This is a genomic window from Rhodococcus sp. UNC23MFCrub1.1 (assembly GCF_000686025.1).
Lineage (GTDB): Bacteria > Actinomycetota > Actinomycetes > Mycobacteriales > Mycobacteriaceae > Rhodococcoides.
In genome coordinates, this window is sequence record NZ_JMLQ01000008.1 from 118,018 (window position 1) to 131,152 (window position 13,135).

Annotated in this window: 11 protein-coding genes; 7 read left to right on the forward strand and 4 right to left on the reverse strand. The window is 68.9% G+C overall.

The genetic code is table 11. The features are described 5' to 3' along the window. Positions 1 to 3: 3 nt before the first annotated feature. Positions 4 to 1,680 carry an FUSC family protein gene (locus tag BR07_RS0118190; protein ID WP_027506650.1) on the reverse strand — a complete coding sequence of 559 codons (1,677 nt, stop codon included), beginning with the start codon at positions 1,678 to 1,680 and terminating at the stop codon, positions 4 to 6. Positions 1,681 to 1,808: 128 nt separating this feature from the next. Between BR07_RS0118190 and BR07_RS0118195 the strand changes: the two genes are divergently transcribed. Both BR07_RS0118195 and BR07_RS0118200 read left to right on the forward strand, forming a co-directional pair. Next, a complete protein-coding gene (locus BR07_RS0118195; RefSeq protein ID WP_027506651.1) occupies positions 1,809 to 3,074 on the forward strand; it encodes an aspartate kinase in 1,266 nt (421 codons plus the stop codon). Positions 3,075 to 3,081: 7 nt separating this feature from the next. Beyond that, entirely contained in the window at positions 3,082 to 4,125 is a 1,044-nt protein-coding gene (locus BR07_RS0118200; RefSeq protein ID WP_027506652.1) for an aspartate-semialdehyde dehydrogenase, read from the forward strand. 67 nt (positions 4,126 to 4,192) lie between these two features. Here BR07_RS0118200 and BR07_RS26350 read toward each other — a convergent pair whose 3' ends face one another. Further along, positions 4,193 to 4,882, reverse strand: a complete 690-nt coding sequence (locus BR07_RS26350) for a hypothetical protein (RefSeq protein WP_051613557.1) — start codon at positions 4,880 to 4,882, stop codon at positions 4,193 to 4,195. A 291-nt stretch (positions 4,883 to 5,173) separates the two neighbouring features. Next, positions 5,174 to 5,371 carry a PspC domain-containing protein gene (locus tag BR07_RS0118210; RefSeq protein ID WP_027506653.1) on the reverse strand — a complete coding sequence of 66 codons (198 nt, stop codon included), beginning with the start codon at positions 5,369 to 5,371 and terminating at the stop codon, positions 5,174 to 5,176. Positions 5,372 to 5,554: 183 nt separating this feature from the next. Here BR07_RS0118210 and BR07_RS0118215 point away from each other — a divergent pair, with 183 nt between their 5' ends. From BR07_RS0118215 to BR07_RS0118230, 4 genes are all read left to right on the forward strand, one after another. Next, on the forward strand, positions 5,555 to 6,637 hold the full coding sequence (locus BR07_RS0118215; protein WP_027506654.1) for a glycosyltransferase: 1,083 nt from the start codon (positions 5,555 to 5,557) through the stop codon (positions 6,635 to 6,637). Positions 6,638 to 6,706: 69 nt separating this feature from the next. Beyond that, positions 6,707 to 7,318: a TetR/AcrR family transcriptional regulator gene (locus tag BR07_RS0118220; protein ID WP_051613558.1), complete on the forward strand. Its 612-nt coding sequence runs from the start codon at positions 6,707 to 6,709 to the stop codon at positions 7,316 to 7,318. Between the two features lie 56 nt (positions 7,319 to 7,374). Further along, positions 7,375 to 8,850 carry a flavin-containing monooxygenase gene (locus BR07_RS25380; protein WP_051613577.1) on the forward strand — a complete coding sequence of 492 codons (1,476 nt, stop codon included), beginning with the start codon at positions 7,375 to 7,377 and terminating at the stop codon, positions 8,848 to 8,850. Then, a complete protein-coding gene (locus BR07_RS0118230) occupies positions 8,847 to 10,553 on the forward strand; it encodes a GMC oxidoreductase (protein WP_027506656.1) in 1,707 nt (568 codons plus the stop codon). Before BR07_RS25380 ends, BR07_RS0118230 begins: the two co-directional genes overlap by 4 nt. Positions 10,554 to 10,625: 72 nt before the next feature. Here the strand turns inward: BR07_RS0118230 and BR07_RS0118235 are convergent, their stop codons facing one another. Next, entirely contained in the window at positions 10,626 to 11,774 is a 1,149-nt protein-coding gene (locus BR07_RS0118235; RefSeq protein WP_027506657.1) for a hypothetical protein, read from the reverse strand. 200 nt (positions 11,775 to 11,974) lie between these two features. Here BR07_RS0118235 and BR07_RS0118240 point away from each other — a divergent pair, with 200 nt between their 5' ends. Continuing rightward, complete coding sequence (locus BR07_RS0118240; protein ID WP_155957102.1) at positions 11,975 to 13,060, forward strand: SMP-30/gluconolactonase/LRE family protein; 1,086 nt, start codon at positions 11,975 to 11,977, stop codon at positions 13,058 to 13,060. Positions 13,061 to 13,135: the final 75 nt, after the last annotated feature.

Consider the following 13,135-nt stretch of genomic DNA (forward strand, 5'->3'; position numbering starts at 1 on the left):
GTCTCACGGGCGCGGTGCCACGTCCGCCCACCGCTCCGGTTCCGCCAGCATGGCGCCGTCCGCGGTGCGCCAGCAGGCGGACAGGAGGTCGTACCCGGCCGCGTCGACTCGCAGGTGCGACTCCCACCTCGCCGACGTCCACTCCCGGTCGTCGCTGACGGCGTGCTCGGCGGCGAAGGCGGCCCCGACGAGCTCGAACTGCACGTCTCGCCGCGCGGTCATGGCGTCCGGATGGGTGGGTGTCACGGTGCGCAGCAGATCCGCCGTCCGGCGACAGGCGTCGAGAACGCGCCCGTCGCACCACAGCAGGCACCGCCGATGAGCGTGACGAGCGACCACCCACATCGACGCCAGCGCGCACAGCACACCGATGCTCGTCTCGACGAGACGTTCGGTCGCGAGCGGCCACGCCTGCGCACCCGGATGGGACGCGCCGCCGATGAGCAGCGCCAGGGGCGTGATGAACATGACGGCGATGCCGTAGTTCCGAGCGATGACCAGTTCGATGAGGAACTGCAGTGCCATCAGCAGCAGGACCAGCACGAACCCGCTCGGTGACAGTGAGAAGACGACGGCGAAGAGCACCACTCCGACGGCCGTGCCCACCAGGCGGTGCAGGGCGCGGACGGTACCTCGTGGTCGGTCGAGGCCCTGTTGCAGCACGAGGACCGCGCCGATGACAGCCCAGTCGGGCCGCCCGAGCCCGGCGACGACGGCGATCGCGCCCGAGGCCGCGGATGCGCAGAAGACGCGGAGCGCCGTGGTGGTGGCGTGGGAATCGACGTGCAGGGCCCGGACCAGCCGGAACTTGATCGTCGGGCGCGACATCGGGACGGAGGGCGTGTGATCCGGAGTGACGTGCACGGTGTCCGACGCGTGCTCGGGATCGAGCGGTGCGTCGCCGATGATGCGCGCGAAGTCGAGGTGGACCCTCCGCAGTCGCAGGACCAGCGGATCGTCGATCCGGCGAGCCGGTATCCCGGCGTCGTGCAGCGCGGCCCAGGCGCGATCGACCGCGACGGCGGCGCGGTGCCGGGCACCGACCGCGGGATCGCCCGCGGTGCGCGCCTCACCGAAGTCGGTCACGCTCCGCTCGGCGGCCGCCACGGCGTCGCGTTCCGGTTTCGACGCGTCGCGCAGTGCCGGTGCCATCGACACGACCAGGGCCCACAGCGCTCCGAGCGCGACGCAGGCGGAGTTGACCCACGCCGTCACCCCGCTCTGCGGGACGATGGTGGCGATCGCGCAGGTCAGGACGAAGAAGAAGGCACCGGGTGGTCCGAGACGGAGCGCATCCACCACGAAGGTCGCGACGGTGCCCAGGACGGTGAGCACCACGACGACGAGGACGGCGCCCACCACGGAGTTCCGCGGGTCGCCGTACTGGCCCACGAGGCCGCCGACGGTGGCGGACAGCACGAGCGCGAGACCGGCCCACAGGACGACCGACCAGCGGGACCGGAACGGCCGGCCCTCGCCGTAGACGACGGCGAACCCGCCTGCCGCGGTCAGCAGGGCCTCGGTGGGAAAACCGAGCGCGAGCAGCGCGAGTGCCGGAACACCGAACGCGAGCGCGGCGCGGAGGCCGCCGGGCCAGCGCGGCCCCACCGACGGCACCGCGACGAAGAGTCGTCGGCGCCGAGGACGAGGCGGTAGAGCGGACGGGTCCGGGGCTGTCACCACCTGATGGTAGGCACGCGATTCCCCCCGGACCCCCGCAGGTCGGTAGGCTGCTGACCGTTCCGGCGGCACCCGTCGCACCAGTGGATGTCCAGCGGGACGTTCTCGACTCGGGAGGTAGCACCAGCGTGGCACTCGTCGTTCAGAAGTACGGAGGATCCTCGGTGGCGACCGCCGAGCGGATCCGGCGCGTCGCTGAACGGATCGTCGAGACCAAGCGCAAGGGCCACGACGTGGTGGTGGTCGTCTCCGCGATGGGAGACACCACCGACGAACTGCTCGACCTCGCGCAGCAGGTGTGCCCCGCGCCGCCCGCGCGCGAGATGGACATGCTGCTCACGTCGGGCGAACGCATCTCCAACGCGCTCGTCGCCATGGCCATCCACTCCCTCGGCGCCGAGGCCCGATCCTTCACGGGATCGCAGGCCGGCGTCGTCACCACCAGCGTGCACGGCAACGCCAAGATCATCGACGTGACGCCCGGCCGTGTCCGCGACGCACTCGACGAGGGCTCGATCGTCCTCGTCGCCGGTTTCCAGGGCGTCAGCCAGGACAGCAAGGACGTGACGACGCTCGGGCGCGGTGGGTCGGACACCACCGCCGTCGCGCTCGCCGCCGCGCTGAACGCCGACGTCTGCGAGATCTACACCGATGTCGACGGCATCTTCACCGCCGACCCACGCATCGTTCCCGACGCCCGTCACCTCGAGAAGGTCTCGTTCGAGGAGATGCTCGAGATGGCGGCGTGCGGCGCCAAGGTCCTGATGCTGCGGTGCGTGGAATACGCCCGCCGCTACAACGTTCCCGTCCACGTCCGCTCGTCGTACACCACCAAGCCAGGGACCATCGTGTCCGGATCCATGGAGGACATTCCAGTGGAAGAAGCCATTCTGACCGGTGTCGCGCACGACCGGAGCGAAGCGAAGGTCACGGTCGTCGGCCTGTCCGATCAGCCGGGCTTCGCCGCCAAGGTCTTCCGGGCCGTCGCGGACGCCGAGATCAACATCGACATGGTGCTGCAGAACGTCTCGCGCATCGACACCGGCAAGACCGACATCACGTTCACGTGCCCCAAGGCCGACGGACCCACCGCGGTGGAGAAGCTGACCAAGCTGCAGGGCGAGATCGGCTTCACCAAGGTGCTCTACGACGACCACATCGGCAAGGTCTCGCTCATCGGCGCCGGCATGAAGTCGCACCCCGGCGTCACCGCGACGTTCTGTGAAGCGCTCGCCGACGCGGGCATCAACATCGACCTCATCAGCACCTCGGAGATCCGTATCTCCGTGCTGACCAAGGACTCCGAGCTCGACGAGGCCGTGCGCGTGCTGCACGCCGCCTTCGGCCTCGGCGGCGACGAGATCGCCGTCGTGCACGGCGGAACCGGAAGGTAGGAGCATCATGACCACGAATTCCACCGGCCTCCACATCGGAGTCGTCGGCGCGACCGGCCAGGTCGGCGCCGTCATGCGAACCCTGTTGGCGGAGCGTAAGTTTCCCGTCGCCTCGATCCGTTTCTTCGCGTCCGCCCGGTCCGCCGGCAAGACCCTGCCGTGGGGCGACGGCGAGATCACCGTGGAGGACGCGTCCACCGCGGATCCCACCGGGCTCGACATCGCGCTGTTCTCGGCCGGCGCCACCATGTCCCGCGAGCAGGCGCCGCGCTTCGCCGCCGCCGGCGTCACCGTCATCGACAACTCCTCCGCGTGGCGCAAGGATCCCGACGTCCCGCTCGTGGTCAGCGAGGTGAACCCCGAGGCGACGAAGAATCTCGTCAAGGGCATCATCGCGAACCCCAACTGCACCACCATGGCGGCGATGCCGGTGCTCAAGGTGCTGCACGACGAGGCCGGGCTGCAGCGGCTCATCGTCTCGAGCTACCAGGCCGTGTCCGGCAGCGGTCTCGCCGGTGTCGAGGAACTGGCGACGCAGGCGCGTGCCGTGGTGGCCGACGCCGAGAAGCTGGTGCACGACGGCAGCGCCGTCGCGTACCCCGATCCGACGGTCTACACCGCGCCGATCGCGTTCAACGTCCTGCCGCTCGCGGGCTCTCTCGTCGACGACGGAAGTGGCGAGACGGACGAGGACCAGAAGCTGCGCAACGAGTCCCGCAAGATCCTGGGTCTGCCGGATCTCCTGGTCAGCGGAACCTGCGTCCGCGTGCCCGTGTTCACCGGACACTCGCTGTCGATCAACGCCGAGTTCGCGAATCCGCTGTCGGTGGAGCGTGCGACGGAACTGTTGTCGTCGGCTCCCGGTGTGCGCGTGGTGGCCGTGCCGACGCCTCTGCAGGCGGCCGGCGCCGACGAGTCGCTCGTCGGACGTATCCGGCAGGATCCCGGTGTGCCGGACGGTCGCGGACTCGCGCTGTTCGTGTCCGGCGACAACCTGCGCAAGGGTGCTGCCCTCAACACGATTCAGATCGCCGAACTCTTCGTTCGGTAGTGCGGGAAGGCTGGAGGCCGGTCGGGTTCGGCGGGAAGGCCGGAGGCCGGTCGGATCAGGCGGGCGCTCAGCTCTCGAGGGCGCGCAGGGTGCGGTGCGTGTCGCGTGACGGCACGTACCCACCCAGGATCGAACTCCAGGTCCACAGGCGTCCGTCGAGTCGATAGCGCCCGTGGGGGAGACCGGCGTCGAGCGCTGTCGCCTCGCCGCTGACGACGGCCGAGAGCATCACGCTCTCGTCGACGACACCGACCACCATCGCATCGACCGTGGACACCGGCTCGTCGGCATCGCGGCCCGACGGGTCGACCAGCGGCTCCATGACCGCCTCGGTGCCCTCGGGAGCGTGGAGGAAGCCGGAGTCGTGCGAGCACCCGTCGGCCTGACACTGTTCGAATCCGGCGATCACCTCGAGCCGCTCGATCAGTGGCCACAGGTCCTGTGAATGCCAGCGGGACAGTCCGCTCTCGCCGCCGTAGGCCTCGCTCCAGGACGCGAACACGGCGGTGAACTCCTCGACCACCGGTCCGTGTCGGTACCAGCAGCGGGGGATGCGCTCGGTCAACTCGTAGCGGTCACGCAGCCACCACACCCAGTCGGTCACCTCGTCCCACAGGCGGGCGGCGTCGTCGGTGTCGAGATAGCGCCACGTGTAGCGACCGCGGGCGCGATCGGGACCGGGTAGAACGCCCGGACGAGGTCGAGCGCCGCGGCCCGAAGGATCACCGTGGTGCGGGAAACCGCCATGGTAAGACATCGTGTCCTTGCCGGCCGCGCGCCAGGGTGGTGGCGAACAGCCTGCTCGAGAGTGGCCGTGTGGTGCCGGGCGCCCCGGGGCTCGAACGCCTCGCACTTCGACGTGAGCGCACGGTGGACGAGGTGACGACACCGCACGTGCGACGAATCGACTTCGACAGTAGGTGCAGGTCAGTCGTGCCGCAAGTAGACCCTGTCCAACCGTTGGTCAAAGATGTTGTCGGTGATCGGAATACGAACCCGCCACGGGAACGGCGCCCGATGTGCACTCACTCTCGAACTGATCGAACGATCAGTAGGACGACTTGGGGATCGCGATCCACAGGACCAGGTAGATCACGAACTGCGGTCCCGGAAGGATGCACGAGAGGACGAACAGCAGGCGCACGAGTCCTGCGCTCAGACCGAAGCGCTCGGCGAGACCGCCGCACACTCCGGCGATGAGCTTGCTCTGACGTGAACGGGTGAGCCTGCGGGCCGGGCTGGTCATCGTGGGACCTCTTCTTCGTCGGTGACGTGTCGTCGCGGGTCGGACACCACGGCAACGTGCGGCGCCGGTGCCGGGTTCCCGTGCCGCCGTCGTGCGACGACGGTGAATGCTCGACGTGAGTGTTCGTGCGACGTTCTCGGCGCGGTCCTCGTCCGTACACGGCTCACCTCGACACTGGGCCGCATGCGCATCGTGCAGGTGGCCAACTTCTACGGACCTCGTTCGGGCGGTCTGCGGACGGCCGTGGACCAGCTCGGAGCCGGCTATGTCGCTCGCGGCCACGAGGTGACGGTCATCGTGCCCGGCGACGTCCACTCCGAGACGATGTCCGCCACCGGGGTGCATCGCATCACCGTCCCGTCCAGCCGGCTCCCGATGACCGGTGGCTACCGGGTGGCGAGGCCGTCCGTGACGGCCGACGTCGCGGCGAGTCTGCGACCGGACGTGCTAGAGATCTCGGACCGTCTCACCCTGCGTGGCCTCGGAACGTGGGCGCGCCACAGGGGGATTCGCAGCGTGATGATCTCCCACGAGAGGCTGGACCGACTTCTCGGACAGGTGTTGCCCGTCCCGGTGGCGCGCGCGGCGGCGGACGTCGCCAACAGGCGGTCCGTCCTCGGTCACGACGCGGTGGTGTGCACCACCGCGTTCGCGCAGGAGGAGTTCGACCGGATCGGCGCAGACGCGCACCGCATCGCACTCGGGGTGGACCTCGAGTTGTTCCACCCGTCGCGTCGCCATCGCAACGAGGGACGGATGATCCGGCTCGTGCACTGTGGACGGCTGTCGGTGGAGAAGCACGCCGAGCGGAGCGTCGACGCCCTGGCACACCTGCGCCGCGAGGGCATCGACGCACGCCTGGTGGTGGTGGGCGACGGTCCGCGGCGGTCCGCGCTCGAGCGGCGCGCCGAGGGTCTGCCCGTGCACTTCGCCGGGTTCGTCTCAGACCGCGAGCGCGTCGCACGGTTGCTCGCCGAGGCGGACGTGGCGGTCGCTCCCGGACCGCACGAGACGTTCGGGCTGGCGGCGCTGGAGGCACTGGCGTCGGGCACACCCGCGGTGGTCTCGGGAACGTCCGCGCTGGCCGAGATCGTCACCCCGGACTGCGGCGCAGCAGTGGCCAATCGCTCTCGCGACTTCGCCGAGGGCATCGCCGCGACCCTGGCGCTCCCCTCGGGCGGACGGCCGACGGCCAGGGCGAGGGCGGAGCAGTACGGCTGGCCGACGGCGGTGGAATCGATGCTCGAGGTCCTGTCCGGGCGGTGACGGTCGGCCCGCCCTGAACTCCGGCGAACTCACTTACATTCAGTCTGGACTGTTTGTAAGAAAGCCGATATGGTCGCAGATGTGACCGAGACCACCGCCGTGACCGAGCCGGCTGCCCAGCCCGCCCGCCGGACGCAGGCGGAGCGCACCGCCGGCACGCGGGCCAAGCTTCTCGACGCCGCCATCGACACGTTGGTGGACGTCGGGTACTCCCGCGCGAGCACCCAGGAGATCGCACGTCGGGCCGGTGTGTCCCGCGGTGCTCAGCTCCACCACTTCCCGACGAAGGAAGCGCTCGTCGTGGCGGCCGTCGAGCGGCTCGTCGAGCGACGCCTCGACGAGCTGATCGGGGTCCACCGCGGTGGGCCCGTCGGCCCGGCGCTCCTGCTCGACGCCTTCTCCGGCCCGTTGTTCCACGCGGCGCTCGAACTGTGGGTCGCCGCCCGCACGGATGCGGCACTGCACGCCGCGGTGGAACCACTCGAGCGTCGAGTGACCGAGGTGTTGCAGGAAGGCGGCCGAGAGCTCTACGGGGACAGCATGTCTCCCGCTGCCTTCGACCTGAGTATCGAACTCGCACGAGGGATGGCCGTGTCGGCCATCTTCCGAACCCCCGAGGAGGAACACGCGATGCGTGCACGATTGTTGCCGGAGTGGGAGCGGGCGGTGACGGAGCTGTGACGACCACACTGCCCGCGCACGTCGATGTTCTCGTCGTCGGATCGGGATTCGCCGGTATGGGTGTGACGGCGCGGGTGCTCCGCGAGGACCCGTCCGCCGACGTGCTCGTGATCGAGCGTGCCGACGACGTCGGTGGGACCTGGCGCGACAACACGTATCCCGGTGTCGCGTGCGATGTTCCGACGTCGCTGTACTCGTTCTCCTTCGCCCCGCACTCCGACTGGAGCCACACCTTCGCTCGTGGACCGGAGATCCATCGGTACCTGCGCGGGGTGGCCGACGACTTCGGGATCCGAGACCGTCTCGTCACGGGTTGCGCGCTGCTCGGGGCGCAGTGGGACGAGGAACGCTGCGTCTGGGACGTCACCACGGAGAAGGGTGATCTGACCTGCCGAGTGTTGGTCGCGGCCACGGGAACGCTCTCGACGCCGAAGCTGCCCGCTGTGCCGGGCCTCGACACATTCGCCGGCCACACCTTCCACTCCGCGACGTGGGACCACGACTACGACCTGCGCGGCAAGCGTGTCGCCGTCGTGGGCACCGGTGCGTCGGCCATCCAGTTCGTTCCCGAGATCGCCCCGGTCACGTCGCAACTGCACGTCTTCCAGCGCACCCCGGCGTGGGTGATCCCGCGCATGGACCGCACGCGCGGTCCGATCGAGCGATGGTTCTACCGCCGCGCGCCGTGGACACTCGAGGCGCAGCGCGGTGCGATCTACGCCTACCGCGAGATGTACGTCGAGATGATGGCCAAGCGGCCCAAGCTTCTGTCGATCGCGCACACGATAGCCACGGGTTTCCTCCGACTGAAGGTGCGCGACGGCGGACTCCGGAAGCGCCTCACGCCGGGCTACACCATCGGCTGCAAGCGCATGCTGTTGTCCAACGACTGGTACGACACGTTGCAGCGACCGGACGTCGAACTGGTGGACAGCGGTCTGGCCTCGATCACGCCGACAGGAGTGGTGGACGCCGCGGGACGCGAGCGCGAGGTCGACGCCATCGTCTTCGGTACCGGCTTCACCCCCACCGAGCCGCCCGTCGCACATCTGTTGCGCGGCAGCGACGGTCGAACTCTCGCCGAGCGGTGGGGCGGCAGCCCGCGCGCCTACCGAGGTACGACGATGGCCGGCTTCCCGAATCTCTTCCTCATGTACGGGCCGAACACCAACCTGGGACACAGCTCGATCGTCTACATGCTCGAGTCCCAGTCGGCGTACGTCGAATCCGCTCTGCGCGAGATGACGCGTCGCAGCGTCGATGCCGTCGACGTGAGTCCGTCCGCGGTCGACGAGTGGAACGCGTCTCTCGACGCCGACCTGGCCGGCACGGTGTGGAACACCGGTGGGTGTTCGAGTTGGTACCTGGACGCGAGTGGACGGAACTCGGCCATGTGGCCGACCTTCACGTGGAAGTTCCGCAAGGCGACCGCCGCGTTCGACATCGAGAACTACCGCACGATGCGGGCGCGCGGAGGGCCGGACGTCGGCCGAACTGTGGGAAGTACACCGTCGGAGAAGGCAGCAATATGAAGAACACCTACGACGTCATCGTCGTCGGATCGGGTTTCGGCGGCAGCGTCTCCGCCCTGCGTCTGACCGAGAAGGGATACCGAGTCGGTGTCCTGGAATCCGGTCGTCGTTTCGAGGACGACGAGCTGCCCAAGACGAGCTGGCGACTGCGGAAGTATCTGTGGGCGCCCATGATCGGGTGCTACGGACTGCAGCGGATCCACCTGCTCCCCAATGTCCTGGTGATGGCCGGAGCCGGTGTCGGCGGCGGATCGCTGAACTACGCGAACACTCTGTACCAGCCCCCGAGCCGCTTCTTCGAGGATCCGCAGTGGGGTGACATCACCGACTGGGAAGCGGAGATGACGCCGTACTACAAGCAGGCGCGTCGGATGCTGGGCGTCGAGGACAACCCGACCATCACCCCCGCGGACAAGGTCATGCGCGACATCGCCGAGGAGATGGGCGTCGGTGACACGTTCAGCACCACACCGGTCGGCGTGTTCTTCGGTCAGCCGGGGCAGAAGGGTAGCGACGTCCCGGACCCGTTCTTCGGTGGCGTCGGACCCACCCGGACAGGCTGCACCGAGTGCGGTGCGTGCATGACGGGCTGCCGTGTCGGCGCCAAGAACACCCTGGTGAAGAACTACCTCTACCTCGCCGAGAAGGCCGGTGCCATGGTGCATCCGCTGACCACGGTCACCTCGGTGCGTCCCCGCGAGGGCGGTGGATACGAGGTGCGGACGCGTCGCACCGGTGCGAAGCTGCGGCGCAAGGAGACCGTGATGACGGCCGACCACGTCGTCTTCGCCGCCGGCACCTACGGGACCCAGAAGTTGATGCTGGCGATGAAGGAGACCGGAGATCTGCCCCACCTGTCGGACAAGCTCGGGTCCGTGGTGCGCACCAACTCCGAAGCGGTGCTGGCCGCGACGGCGCGTGACCGGCAGATCGACTACACGGAGGGCGTGGCGATCACCTCGTCGTTCCACCCCAACGATCACACGCACATCGAGCCGGTGCGATACGGCAAGGGCAGCAACGCCATCGGACTGTTGCAGACCGTTCTCAGTGACGGCGGCGGCAGGCTGCCGCGACCGCTGAAGACGCTGGGCGTCGCGCTGCGCCATCCGGCCGCCACCGTGCGCAGCCTGTCGGTGAAGAACTGGTCGGAACGCACCGTCATCGCGCTCGTCATGCAGACCGACGACAACTCGCTGGAACTCGGTTCCAGGAAAGGTCGATTCGGTCGGCGTCTGACCTCCCGCCCGGGAGGTGGCAGCCCGCCGCCGAAGTGGATCCCGGAGGGGCACATCGCGATCAGGAAGGCCGCGGACAAGATCGGCGGCGACCCGGGTGGCTCGTTCGCGGACGTGTTCGACATTCCCATGACCGCGCACTTCCTCGGTGGTTGTGTCATCGGTGCGACGCCGGAACGGGGCGTCATCGACGCGTACCACCGGGTGTTCGGGCACGAGGGTCTGCACGTCGTCGACGGATCGGCCGTGAGCGCGAACCTCGGCGTCAATCCGTCGCTCACCATCACCGCCCAGGCTGAGCGGGCGATGGCCCTGTGGCCGAACAAGGGAGAAAACGATCAGCGTCCGCCGGTCGGCACAGGGTACGAACCCCTCGCCCCGGTCCGCCCCGTCGCTCCCGTGGTTCCCGCCGAAGCACCCGGCGCACTGCGACTCCCGCTCACCGTGGTGGGTCGGAACCGCTGACTCGCGCGGGCTCGACCCCGAGACGACACAGGCCCCGACCTCCTCGCGGAGATCGGGGCCTGTCCCGTTCGGTCACTTGCCGGAGATGGGTCCCAGCAGCGAGGTGGTCCAGATCGCCGAGTTGGCGGACCCTGCCGGGTCACCGGCCGGCACCAGTCCGTTGATGGTCACCTGTCCGCCGGCCAGTCCGCGTGCGGGGTTCGGCGGGAGGGTGAGGCCGCAACTCTGCTGCACGTCGGCGATGCCGGGCAGCGAGTTCTGGCGGCACTGACCGCGTCCCTCGACCGTCAGCGGGCCACCGGGCAGGTTGTCGTACGTGACGGTCAGGGCAGCACCGAATTCGGGCTGCGCCGTCGGGGAGTAGCAGACACGCGCCGTCGCGGCCGTGATCTCGCTGGGCGAGGTCGAGGCCGCGCCCGTGGCCGGATCCACACTCGCCGCGTGCAGTTCGGTGGTGCGCTCGCCTCCCGCACAGGACGGCGACGATCCCACCGATCGGGAGTTCACCTCGCGTGTCACGTTGTAGGCGATCGGGCCCGTCGGCTGCGGGATTCCGGCGGGCGGAGCCGAATCGACGGGCGCGGTGCCCTCGCCGAGCGAGTACAGCGTCCACACCGATCCGGTGCGTCCACCGGGCAGACGCAACGGGTTGGCCACCGAGTTGCTGGTGGCGACACCGGCGCTCACACCGGACGCGTTGGGCTGGATGCGGAGAACGCAGTCGACGGCGCCGCGTCCGGGCGATCCGGGGTAGAGCTCGAAGCCGCACGGTCCGCGCATGTCGAGACGGCCGAGGCCGGGAGCGTCGAGAGTGCCCCACTGGTCGAGGATCTGGGTTCCGTCGAGCCCCAGCCCGTCGCACACGTAGATAGGTCCGACGTTGCGCGCCGTCTCGGCGGTCAGCACGCCGGACGCGGGGTCCGACTGGAACGTGTACATACGGGCGTCGAGACGTTCGACGAGGAGGTACTGGGCCGGAACGCCGTACTGGGCGTTGCACCGCGCGGTGTCCTCGGCAGTCGGCCGATTGCCGCTGTCCACCGTGCGGAAGACGTGGAACTGGCCGGGGCCGTCGCTGATCGATCCGAGAAGGGTCGACGGTGCCACCGGTCCCGGGTCGGCCGAGGCGGTGCCCGTGAAGGAGGCGACCGCGGTGACGGCCGCAGCGGCGACGAGTCCCGCCCGCCGCAGAAGACCGGATCTGCTCGAACGACTGTGCATTGTTGTATTCCCCCCAGAACTGCTGCCATCTCGACGACCGAAGAGTGCCACACGAATCCCCCATCTCCGACATGTGTGTGACCTGGCACAATGCCCGCTACGCGGCCCTGGACGAGTGGACACGAGGGGACGGTCGGACTGACCGTAGTGTCCACCGGAGCAGCACAATGCTGCGCAATTCGTGCCGGGGGGCTCCTGACGTGTCGACGTTCTCTCTGACCAGAGTCATGGTCACCGTGGTGGCAGTGGCCGCCATGACCGTGTTCGGGAGTGCCACGGGGAGTGCGGATCCCGCAGTACAACCGTCGCCGGCGCCCGGTGGCGCGCGAACGTTCTCCGAGCTTCCGCTGCCCGGACAGCCGGAGGGCATCGCCGTCGATCCGTCCGACGGCAGCGTGTGGACGGGATCGAATCGGCCCCGATCGACGGGAACGGTCTGGCATCACGACGGATCCGGTGCACTGATCGGCACCTACGATCTCGTGGGGCACTCCCCGGAGGCCGAGCACGGGGTCAACGGCATCGCGCTGGACGGTGCGGGCCGGGTGTACGCGCTCGACTGGTCGGGTGCGCGTGCGGTACGACTCGATCCTGCATCGGGAGCCCAGTCGGTCTACGCGACGTTCCCCGATCTGCCGTCCTGTGGTCGGGGGATCGTCCCGTGCGAGCCGAGCCCTGTCGATCGACCCGCGTGGCCCAACTACCCGGTGTTCGACGCGGCGGGCAATCTGTACGTGAGCGATCTGAACCAGGCCACCATCTGGAAGGTGCCGGCCGGCGGCGGTGAGGCTCGGATCTGGTACCAGAGTCCAGATTTCGTGTCGCTGTACAGCGTCAACGGCATGCAGTTCGACGTGCAGGGCCGCCTCGTCTTCGTGGTCACGATCTCCCTGACAGCGGACCCGTCGATCTTCCGCGGGAAGCTGTTCCGCCTCGGCGTCGACGGGAACGGTGGTCCGGGTACTCGCGAGGAGATCGCCACGACGTCACAGGGTGACGGCATCGCCATCGGGGAGTCGGGCCGCGTCTACGTGGCGGTCGCGAACCCGATCATCAACGACGTCGAGATCGTGGAGCCCGGACGTGGCGTCGTCGGCGCGCTCCCGTCCCCCGAAGCGAGGGCGGCGCTGGCGGTGCCTCTCGTCACTCCCGCATCGTTGGCCTTCCGCGGCACGTCGGTGTTGGCGACCAACCATTCCCAGTACGCGATCGACCCCCGCGAGTGGTCGATCCAGGAGTTGGGCGTGGGGGAGCGGGGACTGCCCCTCCTGTACCCGACGCCCTGACACCACGAACGTAACTGGACTGATTCCAGAAAAGGGGTCATACTGGAACGGATCGACATTCTGCGTGTGCGCGAG

Excerpts from the sequence above, each read along its gene's own strand:
- BR07_RS0118200 (WP_027506652.1), top strand. The coding sequence starts at position 3,082 with ATGACCACGAATTCCACCGGCCTCCACATCGGAGTCGTCGGCGCGACC.
- BR07_RS26350 (WP_051613557.1), bottom strand. The coding sequence starts at position 4,882 with ATGTCTTACCATGGCGGTTTCCCGCACCACGGTGATCCTTCGGGCCGC.
- BR07_RS0118210 (WP_027506653.1), bottom strand. The coding sequence starts at position 5,371 with ATGACCAGCCCGGCCCGCAGGCTCACCCGTTCACGTCAGAGCAAGCTC.
- BR07_RS0118215 (WP_027506654.1), top strand. The coding sequence starts at position 5,555 with ATGCGCATCGTGCAGGTGGCCAACTTCTACGGACCTCGTTCGGGCGGT.
- BR07_RS0118220 (WP_051613558.1), top strand. The coding sequence starts at position 6,707 with ATGGTCGCAGATGTGACCGAGACCACCGCCGTGACCGAGCCGGCTGCC.
- BR07_RS25380 (WP_051613577.1), top strand. The coding sequence starts at position 7,375 with ATGGGTGTGACGGCGCGGGTGCTCCGCGAGGACCCGTCCGCCGACGTG.
- BR07_RS0118230 (WP_027506656.1), top strand. The coding sequence starts at position 8,847 with ATGAAGAACACCTACGACGTCATCGTCGTCGGATCGGGTTTCGGCGGC.
- BR07_RS0118235 (WP_027506657.1), bottom strand. The coding sequence starts at position 11,774 with ATGCACAGTCGTTCGAGCAGATCCGGTCTTCTGCGGCGGGCGGGACTC.